We start from the raw sequence: 18,661 nt of genomic DNA, 5'->3' as shown, positions 1-18,661 counted from the left end.
CCCGAACCGGGAATAGTAGGGACGGCATCTATCGTAACGGATAAAAGGTTAAATGAGATGCTGATAGACTAACAAGTATTAATTATAATATATAATTATTTAATGAACTTAATTAAATAAGAATTACATATAAGGAAGGATATTATGAATATAAATGTTTTTAAAGATTATGATGAGTTGTCGGAAAAGACCGCAGATATTAAGTTTTTGGAGGAATAGAAAGAATGGACTCAAATAATAAATTCCAGTTTATTGATAGCCATATACATATACGTGGAGTTGATAATGCAGGTATTAAACAAACATTTCAAGGCATATCAGCGATTAAGGAACAGCTCGGCATGGATGCAATTAATGTTGCAGCAATTCCTCAGTGGGATCCTGATAGCGTAGGACAGAATGTATTATGTATTCTTTTTAAAGCGCTTAATCCAGGCAATTATGCTTATGGGGGATTAGATTATTATTATCCAGGTCTTAAAAAAGATAAACATGCATTTTTGAGCCAGGCAATGGAACTTATGGATATGGGTTTTGATGGCATTAAAAGTATTGAAGGGAAACCATCTGCAAGAAAATTGATAGATATTCCGCTTGATTCCCCATTATATGATGATTATTATAAGTACATAGAAGAAAATGGAATTCCAATGCTCTGGCATGTTGGTGATCCGGAGGATAATTGGATTAAAGAAAAATGTTCTGAATATGTTATACAGGCGGGATGGTGCTATGCAGATAGCAGCTATGTTTCTCTTGAACAGTTATATTCAGAAGTAGATAATGTTCTAAATAGGTTTCCAAATATAAAAGCTGTTTTTGCACATTTTTATTTTCTGTCAACAGATATTGAGCGTGCAGCAGCATTTATGGATAAGCATTCATCTGCTTATTTTGATATCACACCCGGCAGAGAGATGATTGCCAATTTCAGCGCCAACCGTTATAATTGGCATGACTTTTTTATTCATTACCAGGATAGGATAATATTCGGAACTGATAATGGGTGGGGCGATGATTTGTCACCAGCCGAAAAAGTTATAAGTGCTTATAACACCGTAGCAATAATGCGTGCGTTTTATGAAACGGACGATGTTTTTAATGAATGGAGTGGTATAAAAGTAAGGGGACTTGCTTTGCCCGCAGATGTGTGTCAAAAAATATATAAAAATAATTACATGAAGGTTCTAAATTCAAAATTTCCTAAACCAGTCAATTTGAAAGCTGCAATTGCCTATGCCCAGAAAATCTATGCATCCTTGCAAACGGTAGAAACAAAGCCTGCCATACTGAAGCAAATAAAAGATGCAATTGATATGCTAAAAGAAATCCGGTTATAAATATGTATGGAGGTTTATATATATTCTTTTTATGTGAGATACATAATATTCCTGAGGGGGTTGTTTTATGAAATTTGAAGTAAAAAGCGCTAATGAATGGCTGTATCCGGACAGCATTGTTAGCAATATTGGGCAAAACAAAATAAAGTTATCTTCTGCAAAAGCCGGACATGCATCATGTCAGATTTTATTCAATGGGCTTGAACTTAATAAAAAAATAGAATATGAAATAAACTGTCCTGAAAATATTAAATGTGAAATGTATCGCTTGATAGATATATATGTAGAGAAAAATACAGGAGTGGCTGGTTTTTGCGCTGAAGAAGGTGAGTCTGTTAAAGGATATACAACACGTTCTGCACCTTTCAGGGTCTATGATGCGCTGAAACCTTTTGGTGATGATGAAAAAACAGGGAAAGGTACTGAAGCATTATATATTGCATTTAAGGTAGGAAGGGATTTAAAAGAAGGAATTTATAGATCGGTTCTTAAATTAAAAATAGGAGAGAAAATTGCTCAAATCCCTGTTTCAATAGAAGTATTCGATGTAGTAATCCCTGAAAAAGAGAGTCTCAACATTTCCAACTGGTTTAGTATTGACAATATGGCAGCCCAGCATGGTTTAAAGAAATGGTCTGAAGATCACTGGAAAATGATACGGCAATATGGGCTGCTTATGCGGAGGATAAGGCAGACACATTTCCTGATTCCAAAGGAGGTAATTTCTGCAGAAAAGGCTCAAGATGGTAGATATATTTTTAATTTTGACAGAGCAAAACGCTTGATCGAGTTATATTTGAGCCTTGGATTTAAATATATAGAAGGAAATCCGGTCGCATACAGGCGTGATTTTAATGATTCATATTTTGTTGCCGATTACTGTGGCAAGGCAGTACGGGCTCTTTCAAGTGAAGGTTACGAATATATTTCACAGTATCTTACCGCATGGAGAAAACTTTTGAATAACAACGGTTGGCTTAATATTACCGTACAGCATGTAGCAGACGAGCCTACGAAAGCATGCGCAACGGAGTATCGTATCATTTCCGGCATAGTGCGTAAATTCATGCCCGGTGTAAGGCTTATGGATGCTGTTGAATATTGTGACCTGGATGGCTCTGTTGACATCTGGATTCCTAAGAACGCATACTATCAGGAGAATAGGGACGAGTTTGAAAGGAAACGTGTAAATGGTGATGAACTTTGGTTTTATACCTGCTGTATTCCTGGCGGCTATTATTTGAATCGCCTTTTGGATATGCCGTTAATCAGAACGAGATATTTACATTGGGGAAATTATATCTATAATCTGAAAGGTTACCTGCACTGGGGATTTAATTTCTGTGACAATGATCAGGACCCGTTCAACCAGAAAAATCTCGTTTTTCCTCCCGGTGATACGCATATTACCTACCCAGGCAATGACGGACCATGGGGCAGCATGCGTCTTGAAGCTATGAGAGCTGGCATCGAGGATTATGAGCTGCTAAAGATTTTAGAGAGTAAAAATAAACAGCTATCTGATGAGATAGCAGCCAGGTGCCTGAAGGACTTTAACCATGCAGATGAGAATATAGAACATTTTGAGGCCTCTAGAAATATGCTCCTTTCTGCAGCGTCAGATAATCTCGATACAAAAATATTGAGTTCTCTGTTCAAGGTCTTTCCGGATGTTGAACCTCAGGAAGAACATATTCAGGCTTCAGCTATAAAAGGCGAGTATTTTTCGTTTCAGATAGCTTACCGATCAAAGAAACTTATAAAAAAAGTATTATTATCCATTGAGTCGGATCTGAAGGAAAATATATCACTTTACAGTGTTGGCCTTGTTCCCTCGGGACTTCCGTGTTATCCAGACCACGATGAATTCTTGCTTCGGACCGAGCCTGGACTTTATCCTGATCCATTATATCCTGTGAAGGAATATGTTTCAGCACAGCCGAAACAGTGGCAGGCTCTCTGGGTTACGGTAAAGGTTCCTCGTGATATTATCCCAGGAGTCCATAAGATCAAAATTATTTTTTGCGACGAGGAAGGAAAATATTTAAACTCGCGGATTTTTAAACTGGAAATAATCGATGCTGTTCTTCCAGAGCAAAAGCTTATTCATACTGAATGGTTTTATACGGATTGCCTTGCTACATGGTATAATGTTGAAGCCTTTTCAGATGAGCATTTTAAAATAATAGAAAAATATATTGAATGCTATGTGGAACATGGAATGAATATGATACTTACGCCTTTGTTTACTCCGCCTCTTGAGACGGAGGTGGGTAAGGAACGGCCGACAACGCAGCTTGTAAAGGTTATAAAAAGAGAAGATAATTACAGCTTCGATTTCTCGCTTCTGGACAGGTGGGTTAAACTTTGCCTGGGGAGGGGGATAAAATACTTTGAATTTTGTCATCTGTTCACTCAGTGGGGAGCAAAACATGCACCTAAGGTTATGTCAGAGGTCGATGGAAAAGTGGAACAGGTTTTCGGTTGGGAGACAGACGCCACAGGTGAGGAATACAGCAACTTTTTACTCCAATTTATGTCAGCACTTAAGGGATTTATTAGAGCACGGGGACTTGAATCATGTGTATATTTTCATATTTCAGATGAGCCGGGACTTGACGATATAGGAAATTATAAAAAGGCAAGAGAACTGGTATCATCCGATTTTCCCGTTATGGATGCACTATCGGATTATGAATTTTACAAGAAAGGCCTTGTAGATTGTCCTGTAGCTTCGACGGAGCATATAGGAACGTTTATAGACAATCATGTCAAAAGCCTATGGGCTTATTATTGCTGCTGTGAGTACAAGAAGCTGTCCAACAGATTTTTTAACATGCCGTCAGCAAGGACGAGGATAATTGGCATGCAGCTTTACAAATATGGCATAAATGGATTTTTACACTGGGGTTTTAACCACTGGTATTCTCAGAAATCATTGTACAGGATAGATCCATTTAAAGTAACAGATGCTGGACATGCATTCCCTTCTGGCGATGCTTTTCTGGTATATCCGGGGGATGATGGACCTATCACCTCCATAAGGCTAAAATTAATGCGTGAAGCTATGCAGGATATCTGTGCCCTTGAACTTCTCGAAAGTACTGCAGGAAAGGATTACGTAATGGGAATACTTGAGCGTACAGGTCCACTCACATTCACGGAATACGAAAGAGACAGTAGTTGGCTTCTAAATACCCGCGAAATGATAAATGATGCTATAAAAAAAATGGAAACATGTATTAATGGTTGATTTAAATGCTTGAATAGTGTGGGGGAATGATTTCAATGGATTTTACAAAACTAATTGATGATATGACACTTGGCGAAAAATTGGCACAGATGACGCAGCTTCTTGGGAATTATTATGTTTCAGATGATTATGGAAAACTTATGGGGCTTTCATATGGCTTTGATGTATCTGAGAAGATGGCATGGAATATTGGGTCCATATTAGGATTGACCGGAGCGGCAAAGCTTAAACATGTGCAGGATGAATATCTTAAAAGAAGCAGGCATAAAATTCCTTTAATGTTTATGCAGGATGTAGTTCATGGGTTCCGAACAATTTTCCCATCGCCTCTGGGGCTTGCTTGTACATGGGACACGGGTCTTATCGAGGAAGTGGCCTCAATATCTGCAAAAGAGGCTGCTGTTTCCGGAATACATGTGACTTTTTCGCCTATGGTCGATTTGGTGCGTGACCCGCGATGGGGGAGAGTAATTGAATCGACCGGGGAAGACCCTTATCTGAATTGCCTTTATGCAAAAGCCTTTGTTAAAGGATATCAGGGGAACAGTATAAGAGATAAATTCAAGATAGCGGCTTGTGTAAAGCATTTTGCTGGATATGGGGCATGTGAGGCGGGCAGAGAATATAATACAACTGAAATAAGCCAATATTCACTTAAAGAGTATTATTTACCTGCCTACCGTGCTGCTGTTGATGCGGGATGCAAAATGGTCATGACAGCATTCAATTCACTAAACGGAATTCCCTGTACGGGAAATAAAAAGCTATTAAATAATACTTTAAGGGATAAATGGGGATTTGATGGAGTTATAATATCTGACTGTACAGCGATTTATGAACTGGTACCGCACGGATTTGCGGAAAATTCAGCAGAAGCGTGCGCCAAGGCCATCAATGCTGGCATAGATATAGAAATGGTATCTACAACCTATTATGAAAATGGGAAAGCGAATATTGAAAGCAGTAAAATTACAATGAAACAGATCGATGAAGCAGTGCTTCGCATTTTAAGGCTAAAGGAAGAACTTGGATTGTTTAAAAATCCTTATAAAGATGCGGATGAAGCAAAGGAAAAGGAGATACTTTTATGCAAAAAGCACAGAGAAGCCGCAAGAAGGGCAGCTGCCAGGTCATTGGTACTCCTCAAAAATAGCGGGAATATACTGCCCATCTCTAAAAAGCAAAAAAATGTTGCGCTCATTGGCCCATATGCTGAATCGAAGGAACTGCTTGACATATGGAAATGTGAAGGCAGGGAAGATGAAGTAGTCTCCATATCAGAAGGTCTTGGACAGAAACTTGATTTTCTAACTGCCAGAGGTTGTGGTATCCGTGAGGGTACGAATGAAGAAATGCAGCATGCATTAGAAGTAGCCGAGAAGTCAGATTTAATCATTTTAGCTCTTGGTGAGCATCCCGATATGAGTGCGGAAGCAGGAAGCCGTGGATATTTAACGCTGCCGAGGGTTCAAAGACAGCTGGCAAGTAGAATATTTGAAACGGGAAAACCTGTTGTCATCGTATTAATCAATGGCAGGCCGTTAGAATTGGGTGAAATAGCAAAGAAGGCTGATGCAATTCTGGAAGCATGGTTTCCTGGCACGGAAGGCGGAAATGCGATTGCAGATATACTGGTAGGTGATATATATCCGTCTGGTAGGCTTACCATGTCTTTCCCATTTACCATTGGTCAGGTGCCTGTTTATTATAATGCATTGCCGACCGGACGTCCAAAAGGAGATGATAACAATCCGGAAAGATTTGTGTCAAGGTATAGGGATATTCCAAACGCACCGTTGTATCCTTTTGGATATGGATTGACATATGCTGATTTCAGCTATGGAAAAATCAGTCTATCATCGGAAATAATAACACCTGATTCATCAATTACTGTAAAAGTAAATATTAAAAATACAGGAGGGAAATCCGGAACCGAAACTGTCCAGATGTATATACGTGATATTGCAGGCAGTATGTCTAGACCTGTACTTGAACTTAAAGGATTCGAGAGGATAACTCTCAAACCAGGTGAAGAAGCACCGGTTCAGTTTAAGATTACTGAGGAGATGCTTAAGTTTAATACATTGGAAAATGGATTCGCGGCTGAGGCTGGTAGATTCAAAGTCTATATAGGTAAAAATTCAAAGGATTTGCAGTCTGCAGAATTCGAATTGAAAGCATAAAAGTTGCTAGAGTATTAGTATAGTTTATTCTTCTGCATAAAATAAATTCGGGAAAGTCAAGTTTCTTGCCAAAATCTGTTTTTAATTTAAGGAGGGGAAAAGTAATTATGAAAAATATACATGCCAAGATTGAGGTACTTACTCAATCTGAAATAGAAGCAATACATAAAAGTACATTAAAGATACTTGAAAATGTGGGGCTAAGGGTTCCAAATGTCGAGTGCCTTATCTTATGTGAAAAGGCAGGCGCTAAAGTAGACAGAAATTCACAGGTCGTAAGGATACCGGCATCGGTAATGGAAAGAATGCTTTCTGATATCAGGGCTGCGGGATATGATGAAGATGAGGAGAATATACCGCAAAAGATAATAGGCAATATTTCAACCCAGATATTTATAACTGATTATAAGACACAGGAAAGAAGATACGGTTTACTTGATGATGTAATGAAAGGCATAGCGTTAGTTCAGCATCTTGATAATATTCCATCATGCAGTGCTGTAACTGTGCCGTCGGACGTACCTTATAATATGACAGATGTGGTATCGCATCAAATGATATATAGCTATTCCAAAAAGCCAGGAGGTACTTATATACTTTCCCCGACGTCTGCTAAATATATAATTCAAATGGCAAATGTTGTAGGACAGGATGTCGGTTATTTATTAGAGACTGTCAGCCCCCTTCAATTTAGGAAAGAAAGCCTTGAGATGGCTCTGGTGTTTGCAAAACAAGATAAGCCTCTTTATATTGCTCCCATGGTTGTAGGAGGGACCACAGGGCCGGTAACCATTGCGGGTACTGTAACTCTGATGAACACTGAAATTTTAGGCAGTATATTTTTAATATATGCGTTAACAAACAAGCTCGTTGGATTCTATGGGCACGGAACTCATTCAACAGATATGGGGACAATGCTTTGCTCTTTTGGATCGCCAAATCAGGCTTTACTGGGCATGGCTTCAGCGCAACTGGGAAAGTTCTATGGTATGAAATCCGGAAGCAACTCTGCTCTTACGGATGCTTTGCTGCCTGATTTTCAGGGAGGTTTTGAAAAGGCTATGAATGCCATTTTTAGCTGCCTGGCAGGTACAGTTGGCATCGGATGCCAGGGTATAGTCGGAGCAGATCAGGGTGTCAGCCTCGAACAGCTTGTTATTGATAATGAATGGCTCAGCGCATACAATTATGTAATAAAAGGTTTTGAAGTGAATGAAGATACTATAGCGGAAGATCTGATTGAGAGAGTAGGGATAGGAGGAAATTTTGTGGCTGAAGAACATACTGCCATGAATTTTAGGACAAGTTATTGGTTTTCCAAACTATTTAACAGAGATAGTTGGGAGTCATGGAAATATAAAAATTCTCCAACTTTATTGGACAAGGCTCATGAATTTGTAGAAGCAGTTACATCCGGTTATAAATCTCCTGAACCGGTAATCGACAAGAGAAAACTGGATGAAATAAACTATATAGCTAAATGCGCAGATGAAGAATTAGCAAAAGAGAGATAAGAATCGGCATGTTTATGCCTATTCTTGCAGATTAATTTTAAAGGGGGAGTGCGAAATGCTCAATATAGATTTTAAATCACACAATTTAAAGGCAGAGAAAGTATGGAATGCTTATAATTCCGGTAATCCGGTCAAAGTTCCGGTAGTTATTTATGCTGATGTTAGAAACTGGTTATATGAGAAAGAAGAAAATATAAATGGGATAACATTAAATGATTATATTAAGGATAAAAATATAATGTTTGACTCACAGATTCTTGCCCAGAAATGGATAAGGCTTAACATATTATCCGATGGTCAAATGGGTTACCCTGAAGAAGAAGGCTGGTCTGTAATTGTTGATTTTGAAAACTTTACAGAACTTGCATGGTTTGGCGGAAGAGTAGGATACGGGATAGAACCACATATTATGCCTTTTTTGAATGACGAAAACAAACGTTCCATATTCGATAAAGGAATACCGGATGCGTTTGGAGGATTCGGCTCTAAAGTGAAGGAGTACTATGAATATTTTCAGGAAAGGGCCAAAAACTATACTTATAAAGGGATACCTGTAAAAAATGTATCTATGCCATATAATTTTTATGGCACAGACGGCATATTTACAACCGCTTGCGGGATAAGGGGAGCATCCAATTTTATAATGGACATAATTGATGACCCTGATTATGCCCATGAACTCCTTGATTTTATAACAACAGCCATTATAGAAAGAATGAAGAAAGTGAGGAAGTATCTTGGCAAGGAGCAAAAAAGCATGGATTTCGGCTATGCGGATGACTCCATAGTATTACTTTCCCCTTCACTATTTAAAGAAATAGTATTACCATACATCAAACGTATATATGATGAATTCAGCATAAAAGAAGGAAAAAGGTCTATTCATCTGTGCGGAGATGCTCAGCGCTTTTTCCCTATTCTTGAAAAAGAATTAAATGTAAAGAGCTTTGATACTGGCTATCCCATAGCTTTTGATAAGCTTTATAATGAACTATCTTCTGATACTCAAATATTGGGAGGACCTAATATAATGTTGCTTAAAAATGGCACAAAGGACCAGGTCGAAGATGAAGTAAAAAGAATACTCCAATCAGGGGTCATGGAAAAAAGTAAAAAATTTATACTCAGAGAGGCAAATGCTCTTGCACCAGGTACCCCTTTGGAAAATGTCAACGCAATATATGAAACATGTGAGAAATTTGGGTATTATTAAATGATATTGTGATACCCATATACATGACGCACATTTATATTATTGCAAATTTGGCTAGTGAAAATTACCCTTTTTTAGTTTACCTAAAATTTTTTTGATTATCCCTAACTTCAATTCGTAATATGAAATCAGGCATAAATAGGATTATGTTATTTTGAGCAACGAATGAGCGTTCAAAATAACATAAGTTCATATTGCGAATCGAAGGTTTTTTAACAAAAAAATTGACAATTTCGGTTTTATTTATTAAAATATAATGTTGGTATGTATTAATTGTGTTGAATATATTTTATTGTGCAGTCTGATATTGAACTTATTGATTTGTATAGATGATGTTCACACAGATAAACAGGATACTTATGTATCCTTATTTTTTGTTATAGACGGCCGGATATGCAGTATTTTTTTATCAAGGTTCGTTCTATGGTTATATTAAAGGAGATGCAGTTTATGTTTTGTAGAAAAGATATAAGGAATGTAGCTATTATTGCTCATGTAGACCACGGCAAGACTACACTTGTTGACGGTATGCTTAAGCAGAGCGGCATATTCAGAGCCAATGAATATGTACAAGAGCGTGTCATGGATTCAAATGAACTTGAAAGGGAAAGAGGGATAACAATACTTTCCAAGAATACAGCAGTAAATTATAAGGGTATCAAGATAAACATAGTGGATACTCCCGGGCATGCTGATTTCGGTGGAGAAGTCGAGCGTGTTCTTGAAATGGTAGACAGCGTCCTTTTGCTGGTAGATGCCTTCGAAGGACCAATGCCGCAGACAAAGTTTGTATTAAAAAAAGCCTTGGAACTAAAGTTAAAACCGATAGTCGTGATAAATAAAATCGACAGGCCGGATGCGAGGGTTAAAGAAGTAGTTGACGAAGTATTTGAACTCTTTATCGAGCTTGGAGCAAATGATGAGCAATTGGATTTTCCGATAATATACGCATCGGCAAGAGACGGCATTGCAAAATACAATATGGAAGATGATTCGAAAAATTTAAAACCGCTGTTCGATACGATTATTGAAAAAGTTGAACCTCCTTCGGGTGATGTCGACGGGCCATTTCAGATGCTCGTAACATCTATTGATGCAAATGATTATGTCGGAAGGATAGCTGTAGGCAAAATAGCAAGAGGAAGAGTAAAAAAGGGCATGCAGGTTGCGCTTATAGATAAGAAAAGGAAAATAGAGAATGTCAAGGTAAGTAATCTTTATGTGTTTTCAGGCCTTAAAAAACTGGAAGTTGATGAGGCTTATCTCGGGGATATTGTAGCTGTTTCCGGAATACCGAATATTAACATAGGGGATACCCTATCAGATGTGGATAAACCGGAGGCTTTACCGTTCGTTGCTATTGATGAACCGACAATTACTATGACGTTCAGAGTAAACGACAGCCCATTTGCAGGGATGGAAGGCCAATATGTAACATCAAGGCATTTAAGGGATAGGCTGTTTAAGGAACTTGAAACGAATGTAAGCTTGAGGGTGGAGGAGACTGATTCTCCTGATGCGTTCAAGGTTTCAGGAAGGGGAGAGCTTCACCTTTCGATACTGATTGAGACGATGAGGCGTGAAGGATACGAATTCCAGGTTTCAAAGCCCACTGTTATATATAAGACAATAAATAGTAAAAAATGTGAACCTATTGAGTACCTGACGATAGATGTGCCTGAAGAATTTATGGGTGTTGTTATGGAAAAGTTGGGTCCTAGAAAAGCGGAAATGGTGAATATGCATTCTGCCATAAACGGGTTCAGCAGGTTGGAATTCAAGATACCAGCAAGAGGTCTTATAGGTTTTAGAAGCGAGTTTTTGACTGATACGAAGGGAAATGGCGTTATGAACCATGTATTTTATGCATATGAGGAATATAAGGGCGACATACCTGAAAGATCAAGGGGTTCTCTCGTAGCATTTGAAACCGGTGAAAGCATAACATACGGGCTCTATAATGCTCAGGACAGGGGAACATTGTTTATAGGACCTGGTGTCAAGGTATATGAAGGAATGATAGTTGGAGAAAATTCAAGGCCGGAAGATATGGATGTCAATGTCTGCAAAAAGAAGCATGTTTCAAATATGAGGGCGGCAGGATCCGATGAAGCATTAAAGCTCACGCCGCATACTGTTTTGAGTCTTGAACAGTGCCTTGAATTTATTGCAACGGATGAACTTGTCGAAGTTACGCCAAAGAGCATCAGGATGAGGAAGAAGATATTAAACGGGGAATTAAGGGCAAAGGACGCAGCAAGAAGAAAGGTAGCCGAGCAGGAGTCATAAACCAGCCTGGATATACATTTGACATGGGTGCATATTTTATATTCGAATAATATATATACACCTATCCGGCACTAACAAAACTTGTTATATTATGGTATAGATTGTATAATTAATATGATAAGAAAGAAGGTGCCCGTATGTTCAATTTGAAAAGGAAAAAACTGATTGCATCGACTATAATCATGAGTGTATTGATTCTGATTTTTTTGTCAGTTTGTTTTATTTATAAATATTATCATGATAATATTTATATGCCTGCTGATAAAAAAGGCAATATTAAGAATGTGGAGCTTGATATAAAAGGTTCGGCATCTAATGATATACCTAATTCATTATATGATGCCGGACTTATAAAAAGCAAAATCTCCTTTAAGGTTTATGTACGATACCATCATTTCTACGATAAGCTTAAAGCAGGAAAGTACGATTTTAATACGGGTATGAGCACGGCACAGATAGTGGATAAAATGGTAAAAGGCCAGGTTAAAGATGATACTGTAAAGGTAGTCATACCGGAAGGGTATACTGTAAAGAAAGTTGCCGACGTTTTGCAGGACGCCGGGCTTTTTAGTGCTCAAGAATTTCTGGATGCAGCCCAGAATACGAATTTTGATTTCGACTTTTTAAATTATCCGGCTCAAAAGAGATTGTGGAAGCTTGAAGGTTACTTATTTCCCGATACATATGTGCTTTCTAAAAAGGCAGATCCTGAAACTGTAATAAAAAAAATGCTGGGCAGGTTTGATCAAATATTCGATGAAGATATGAGAAGCCAGGCAAAAGCTAAAAATATGTCGATAGATCAGGTTGTAATTGTAGCATCCATAATTGAAAGGGAAGCAAAGGTAGAAAACGAAAGGCCTATTATGGCGGCTGTATATTATAACAGGTTGAAGAAGAAGATGCCCCTGCAAGTGGACGCAACAGTTTTGTATGCTCTTGGAAAGTGGAAAGATAAGGTGTTTTTAAAAGATCTTAAAGTTGATTCTCCATATAATACATATAAATATGCCGGTCTTCCTGTAGGACCTATTTCAAACCCGGGAAAATCTTCACTGGTCGCCGCATTGAATCCCGAAAATGTCAATTACTTGTATTATGTTTTAAAAAAAGGCGGAAACGGTGAGCACGTTTTTTCAAATACATACAGCGAGCATATGAAAGCCGTGTCCGCGAACAAATGATTTGGAGGAAAAGTTGAGCAATATCGTATATGATTATATAGAAGATTATATTAGGGATCACTATAAAGAAGGGGACGAATTTCTGAATGAAATGAGGAGATATGCTCTTTTGAACCATATACCTGTAATACATCCGGAAGTTTCGAAACTTTTATCATTTATTATAAAAACAAATGGCATAGAAAAAATACTCGAGGTAGGCACCGCCATAGGGTATTCTGCAATAGTGATGGCAAAGGCAAATAATGGATGCACTGTAACCACCATTGAGAGGGACCAGGATATGGTGCATAAAGCAGAGGATAATATAGAAAAGTCCGGTTTTGGTAAATATATCAGTGTGATACAGGGCGAAGCAGAGGATGTATTGAAAAAACTTGATGGGAAATTCGATTTGATTTTTTTGGATGCATCAAAAGGGCATTATATTCATCTTTTTCCCTACTGCAATAACATGTTGAAAAACGGTGGCTTAATAATTGCAGATAATGTTCTTTTCAGAGGAATGGTTGCAAACAATGATCTTTTGATAAGAAGAAAAATAACCATAGTCAAGAGGATGAGGAAGTTTTTGGACTTTATGTCTTTGAATAAAGATTATGATACGCTTATACTGCCTGTTAGCGATGGCATTTTAATAAGCCGCAAGATTGGATGATAAATTATGGAAAAGTTAGAACTCCTTGCACCAGCGGGAAATATGGAAAAACTAAAAGTTGCGATAGAATACGGGGCTGATGCCGTTTATTTCGGCGGTTCATCGTATGGCCTGCGTGCATTCGCCGGAAATTTTACGGATGATGAGATAGCATCTGCAGTTTCCTATTGCCATGAAAGAGGGAAGAAGGCCTATATTACAGTCAATATATTTCCGCATAATGAAGATTTGAAAGGATTGGATAGCTATCTGAAGTTTTTGGAGGATTCAAAGGTGGATGCCATATTAGTTTCTGACCCGGGCGTCTTTGAGATCGCAAGGGAAACAGTACCGGATATGGAAATACATTTAAGCACACAGGCGAATAATGTAAACTATAAATCTGCCATATTTTGGTATAATCTTGGAGTTAAAAGGGTAGTGCTTGCAAGAGAACTTTCATTAGATGAAATAAAAGAGATACGCCAGCATACGCCGAAAGCGCTGGAACTTGAAGCCTTTGTCCACGGTGCGATGTGTATTTCGTATTCAGGACGATGCCTTTTAAGCAGCTATATGACCGGAAGAGATTCAAACATGGGCGAATGCGCCCATCCATGCAGGTACAAATATTACTTGATGGAAGAGAAGAGACCGGGACAGTATATGCCTGTTTTTGAGGATGATAAAGGAACATATATAATGAATTCAAAGGATCTCTGTATGATAGAGCATATCCCCGAATTAGCCGAGGCAGGTATAACAAGCTTCAAAATAGAAGGCAGGATGAAAAGCTCTTTTTATGTTGCCACAACGGTTAAGGCTTACAGAGAGGCTATCGATGAATACTTACTTGAGGGAAAAGATTTCAGGCTCAATCCTGCATGGATGGATGCTCTCAATAAATCCAGCCACAGGGAATTTTCAACAGGCTTTTATTTTAAAAATCCTGGTCAGATATATGAAAACAGTTCATATATAAGGGATTATGATATAGTCGGGATTGTAAAAGGATATGATGCCAAGAGGCATATAGCCGAGATTGAACAGAGAAACAGATTATACAAAGGTGAAACGGTGGAAGTTTTCAGCCATCACATGGATGGTTTCAAATTAAAAATAGAAAAAATGATTGACGAAGACGGAAATGAAATAGATGTGGCGCCCCACCCGCAGATGAAATATTATATACGCTGTGAAAAATGCCTGAGACCTTTGGATATGCTGATAAGGCCAAAGAGCGAAGACTAAAGGTCATAACATTTGGCCTTACCATGAGATGATAAGGATAATACTTTCATAACCTATATGCAAGCATGAAAGTACCAAAAAAGAGCTGTATTTATTTACAGCTCTCGGGGTTTAACTCTTTTCCGAGTTTTTTTAAAGCTCTTTTCTCTATTCTTGATACATATGATCTTGATATTCCGAGCATTTGTGCAATCTCCCTCTGGGTTTTGCTCTTCCCGCTTATAAGGCCATATCTCAGCTCGAGTATTATTTTTTCTCTTCCCTTTAGCGTAGAAGCCATCTTGGTGTATAGTTTTTTTGTCTGAATCTTGTTTTCAACTTCATCGACTACAGTATCGCTGTCGGTTCCAAGTACATCCATAAGCGATATTTCATTTCCCTCCTTATCGACTCCTATGGGGTCTTGAAGGAATACTTCCGATTTGCATTTCTTGTTAGAACGAATAATCATTAAGATCTCGTTTTCTATGCATCTCGCTGCATAGGTTGCGAGCCTGGTGCCCTTGCTGTTATCGAATGTACTTATGGCTTTGATAAGGCCAATAGTACCTACCGATATTAAATCGTCAACTTCTTTCCCGGTATAGTTGTATTTTTTTACAATATGCGCAACCAATCTAAGGTTCCGTTCGACAAGTATATTCCGTGCCTCTTCATCCCCTTCTTTGAACTTTTCAATATACATTTTTTCCTCTTCTTCTGTAAGAGGTTTTGGGAATGAATTGCTATTTGTAACATATGAAAGCAAAAGGACAATTTTGTCCGATGCAAATAAAAGCGAGGCCAGAAATTCAATAAGCACATGATTCACCCCCATGACTGGCTATTTTAAATTATATGCTCATGCAAGGAGAAATGTGCATGTACACGCGAGGGTATATTTTATATTTATAGGAATATAAATATATTTTTTCTTTAAATTCTGGTTAAAATTGTTTATTTATATGGCAATAATTATAATATAAGAAGGATTTTTTATTGTTTTGTAGAATAAAGATTTATTATTGAAGGTGTAGGAGATAAATTTGGCAAGAAAATTTGCAAAAGAGAGTCTGGAAAGGCTGCTCATAGAGTCGGGCAGAATAACACGGGACGATTTAAAAAATGCCCTTGATGAGCAGGCAAAAACCGGAAAAAGGTTTGAAGAAATATTAGTTAAAAAAAACAAAATATCCGAAGAGGAAATGCTTGAGATATTGGGGGGTTCCCTTGGTATAAAACATGTAGAGCTTGAGAAAATTTCGATAGATGCCGATATCGCAAAAAGTATCCCTTATGCCCTTGCGAATAAATATAATTTAATACCTCTGAATATAAAAAAAGATAAAATAGTGGTTGCAATGTCCAATCCTTTAAATTTATTCGCTATTGATGACGTAAAATTTGCAACAGGTTATGAAGTCGAACCGGTTATAGCATCGAAGGCTGAAATAAAAAAGCAACTCGATAAAATCTATATAAAGCAAAGCGCTGAAAAGGCAGCCGAGGATCTAAAAATGGAATTTACCGGCATGAGAAAAGATGCTGCGGATTTGGAAGACAAAAATGCGATCAATAACGCTCCTGCCGTAAGGCTTGTTAATTCTATAATATCCCAGGCTATTAAAGACCGGGCATCGGACATACATATTGAGCCATTTGAAAAATATGTAAAAATACGGTTCAGAATTGACGGAGAACTTCGGGAGGTTATGAGAGTTGCAAAGAATGTTCAGTCGGCCGTGATAACACGGATAAAAATAATGTCCAGCCTGAACATAGCTGAAAGGCGTATTCCTCAAGATGGCAGAATAATGCTTAACATCGACGGCAAGGATATGGATGTGAGGATATCGATACTTCCTACGGTATTTGGCGAAAAAGCGGTGATGAGGCTTTTAAACAGGACAAATTTTCTGGTTCCCAAAACGAATCTCGGATTTAGCGATGACGATTTAAAGAAAGTGGAGTCCATGATAAAAAGGCCGTATGGTATTTTGCTCATAACAGGACCTACGGGAAGCGGCAAAAGTACGACGATGTATGCTCTGATTAATGAACTTAATACTGTTGGCAGGAATATCGTTACAATAGAGGACCCTGTCGAATATATGATGGAAGGTATAAACCAGATCAATGTGAATACGAAAGCAGGTCTTACATTTGCCTCCGGATTAAGGTCCATACTGAGGCAGGATCCCGATGTAATTATGATAGGTGAAATAAGAGACAACGAGACTGCTGAAATAGCTATAAGAGCTGCAATAACGGGGCATTTGGTACTTGCGACACTTCACACAAATGATGCGCCAAGCTCGGTTACAAGGCTTATAGATATGGGCATACAATCTTTTTTAGTATCTTCATCGCTTATAGGAATAATAGCTCAAAGGCTGGTTAGGAAGATTTGCAATAACTGCAAATATGAATATGAAGCAAATGAAACAGAAAAAAGAGTACTGGGAGTGGATGCCGGGGAAAAATTGATGCTACATAGAGGAAAAGGATGCGGTATATGCAACCATACAGGTTATTATCAGCGTTGTGGTGTATTTGAGATAATGGAATTCACCAGGATACAAAGGAATGCTATAGATACAGGTAAAAGTTTAGACGACCTTAGAAATATCAGTATCGATGCAGGAATGAAGACGCTTTTTAAAAGCTGCAGGAGGCTGGTTTTAAGCGGTATTACTACAATAGACGAGTTACTGAAGACAACATATATAAATGAATAAGGCGGGAGAATTATAAATGGATTTAGATGATCTTCTTATGAAAACTATGGATTTAAAGGCTTCCGATTTGCACCTTACGGTTGGCATACCGCCGACAGTCAGGGTGAATGGGAACCTTGAGCAATTAGATTATGAAAAATTGATGCCGAAAGATACGGAAGCATTTGCAAGAACTATCTTAAACGAAGAGCAATTTAATAAGTACAGATCAATTGGAGAGATCGATGCTTCATATTCACTGCCCGGAGTAGGCAGGTTCAGGGTAAATGTATACCGTCAAAGAGGTTCGGATGCTCTGGCATTGAGGGCCGTTGGACTTAAAATTCCAACTCTCGAGGAACTTGGACATCCTTCTATTGTAAGCGAACTGACAACAAGAAACAAGGGACTTATACTTGTTACCGGGCCTACAGGCAGTGGTAAGTCTACGACACTTGCTGCGATGATCGATGAAATAAACAGGAGCAGGACTGCACATATTATAACCCTTGAGGATCCTATAGAATATTTGCATAAACACGGGAAAAGCATAATCAATCAAAGAGAGATAGGACATGACACGAAGAGTTATGCAAATGCGCTTCGTGCGGCTCTGCGGGAGGACCCGGACGTAATACTCGTAGGAGAAATGAGGGATTTAGAAACGATATCCATCGCTGTTACTGCGGCAGAAACAGGGCACCTTGTGCTTTCAACTCTGCATACTGTCGGTGCGTCTAAGACTATAGACAGGATTGTGGATGTATTCCCACCGTATCAGCAGCAGCAGATAAAAATACAGCTTTCCGCTGTGCTCGAGGGAATTATTTCACAACAGCTTATTGAAAAGGCCGATAAAAGCGGAAGGGTGGCCGCGCTTGAAATATTGATAGCAACGGCGGCGGTAAGAAACCTTATAAGGGAAGGCAAGACACACCAGATAGATTCGATGGTGCAGACAGGTTCGAAATACGGCATGAAATCCATGGACATGTCTTTGGTGGAACTTTACAGAAAAGGGCTGATAAGCAAAGATTCCGTCCTTTCATACTGTGTTGATAAAGAAATGGCTTCAAGATTGATTAATATTTAAAGGAGTGT

12 protein-coding genes are annotated in these 18,661 nt (G+C 38.4%); 11 read left to right on the top strand and 1 reads right to left on the bottom strand.

The genetic code is table 11. The features are described from left to right. Window positions 1-224: 224 nt before the first annotated feature. The 9 genes from QME45_05815 to QME45_05775 all read left to right on the top strand — a co-directional run bounded on the left by QME45_05815 (window position 225) and on the right by QME45_05775 (window position 14,864). On the top strand, window positions 225-1,340 hold the full coding sequence (locus tag QME45_05815; protein MDI6618181.1) for an amidohydrolase family protein: 1,116 nt from the start codon (window positions 225-227) through the stop codon (window positions 1,338-1,340). A 67-nt stretch (window positions 1,341-1,407) separates the two neighbouring features. Then, window positions 1,408-4,593 (top strand): DUF4091 domain-containing protein, encoded by a 3,186-nt coding sequence (locus tag QME45_05810; GenBank protein ID MDI6618180.1) that lies wholly within the window; start codon window positions 1,408-1,410, stop codon window positions 4,591-4,593. A gap of 35 nt (window positions 4,594-4,628) precedes the next feature. Further along, entirely contained in the window at window positions 4,629-6,776 is a 2,148-nt protein-coding gene (locus tag QME45_05805; protein ID MDI6618179.1) for a glycoside hydrolase family 3 N-terminal domain-containing protein, read from the top strand. A gap of 107 nt (window positions 6,777-6,883) precedes the next feature. Continuing rightward, window positions 6,884-8,290 carry a trimethylamine methyltransferase family protein gene (locus tag QME45_05800; protein ID MDI6618178.1) on the top strand — a complete coding sequence of 469 codons (1,407 nt, stop codon included), beginning with the start codon at window positions 6,884-6,886 and terminating at the stop codon, window positions 8,288-8,290. 55 nt (window positions 8,291-8,345) lie between these two features. Further along, window positions 8,346-9,503 carry a uroporphyrinogen decarboxylase family protein gene (locus QME45_05795; protein MDI6618177.1) on the top strand — a complete coding sequence of 386 codons (1,158 nt, stop codon included), beginning with the start codon at window positions 8,346-8,348 and terminating at the stop codon, window positions 9,501-9,503. A 450-nt stretch (window positions 9,504-9,953) separates the two neighbouring features. Next, the gene (typA, locus tag QME45_05790) at window positions 9,954-11,792 is read left to right on the top strand and encodes a translational GTPase TypA (protein ID MDI6618176.1); all 1,839 of its coding nucleotides are present in this window, start codon (window positions 9,954-9,956) and stop codon (window positions 11,790-11,792) included. Between the two features lie 137 nt (window positions 11,793-11,929). After that, window positions 11,930-12,976: an endolytic transglycosylase MltG gene (gene mltG, locus QME45_05785; protein MDI6618175.1), complete on the top strand. Its 1,047-nt coding sequence runs from the start codon at window positions 11,930-11,932 to the stop codon at window positions 12,974-12,976. Between the two features lie 13 nt (window positions 12,977-12,989). Then, complete coding sequence (locus QME45_05780; GenBank protein MDI6618174.1) at window positions 12,990-13,634, top strand: O-methyltransferase; 645 nt, start codon at window positions 12,990-12,992, stop codon at window positions 13,632-13,634. A 6-nt stretch (window positions 13,635-13,640) separates the two neighbouring features. Continuing rightward, on the top strand, window positions 13,641-14,864 hold the full coding sequence (locus QME45_05775) for a U32 family peptidase (GenBank protein MDI6618173.1): 1,224 nt from the start codon (window positions 13,641-13,643) through the stop codon (window positions 14,862-14,864). A gap of 91 nt (window positions 14,865-14,955) precedes the next feature. Here QME45_05775 and sigK read toward each other — a convergent pair whose 3' ends face one another. Then, window positions 14,956-15,681 (bottom strand): RNA polymerase sporulation sigma factor SigK, encoded by a 726-nt coding sequence (gene sigK, locus QME45_05770; protein MDI6618172.1) that lies wholly within the window; start codon window positions 15,679-15,681, stop codon window positions 14,956-14,958. Between the two features lie 208 nt (window positions 15,682-15,889). Between sigK and QME45_05765 the strand changes: the two genes are divergently transcribed. Both QME45_05765 and QME45_05760 read left to right on the top strand, forming a co-directional pair. After that, complete coding sequence (locus QME45_05765) at window positions 15,890-17,581, top strand: ATPase, T2SS/T4P/T4SS family (protein ID MDI6618171.1); 1,692 nt, start codon at window positions 15,890-15,892, stop codon at window positions 17,579-17,581. Between the two features lie 16 nt (window positions 17,582-17,597). Beyond that, window positions 17,598-18,653 (top strand): type IV pilus twitching motility protein PilT, encoded by a 1,056-nt coding sequence (locus tag QME45_05760; protein MDI6618170.1) that lies wholly within the window; start codon window positions 17,598-17,600, stop codon window positions 18,651-18,653. The last annotated feature ends 8 nt before the right edge of the window (window positions 18,654-18,661 follow it).

Source organism: Clostridiales bacterium (assembly GCA_030016385.1).
In the GTDB taxonomy this organism is placed as follows: domain Bacteria; phylum Bacillota; class Clostridia; order Clostridiales; family Oxobacteraceae; genus JASEJN01.
The sequence above is the reverse complement of the archived record's forward strand: the minus strand, read 5'-3'. Positions and strand labels throughout refer to the sequence as shown.

Bases quoted from the DNA above. Each gene is read 5' to 3' on its own strand.
- mltG (MDI6618175.1), top strand. From the start codon at position 11,930: ATGTTCAATTTGAAAAGGAAAAAACTGATTGCATCGACTATAATCATG.
- sigK (MDI6618172.1), bottom strand. From the start codon at position 15,681: ATGGGGGTGAATCATGTGCTTATTGAATTTCTGGCCTCGCTTTTATTT.
- QME45_05760 (MDI6618170.1), top strand. From the start codon at position 17,598: ATGGATTTAGATGATCTTCTTATGAAAACTATGGATTTAAAGGCTTCC.
- QME45_05805 (MDI6618179.1), top strand. From the start codon at position 4,629: ATGGATTTTACAAAACTAATTGATGATATGACACTTGGCGAAAAATTG.
- QME45_05810 (MDI6618180.1), top strand. From the start codon at position 1,408: ATGAAATTTGAAGTAAAAAGCGCTAATGAATGGCTGTATCCGGACAGC.
- typA (MDI6618176.1), top strand. From the start codon at position 9,954: ATGTTTTGTAGAAAAGATATAAGGAATGTAGCTATTATTGCTCATGTA.
- QME45_05775 (MDI6618173.1), top strand. From the start codon at position 13,641: ATGGAAAAGTTAGAACTCCTTGCACCAGCGGGAAATATGGAAAAACTA.
- QME45_05815 (MDI6618181.1), top strand. From the start codon at position 225: ATGGACTCAAATAATAAATTCCAGTTTATTGATAGCCATATACATATA.
- QME45_05795 (MDI6618177.1), top strand. From the start codon at position 8,346: ATGCTCAATATAGATTTTAAATCACACAATTTAAAGGCAGAGAAAGTA.
- QME45_05800 (MDI6618178.1), top strand. From the start codon at position 6,884: ATGAAAAATATACATGCCAAGATTGAGGTACTTACTCAATCTGAAATA.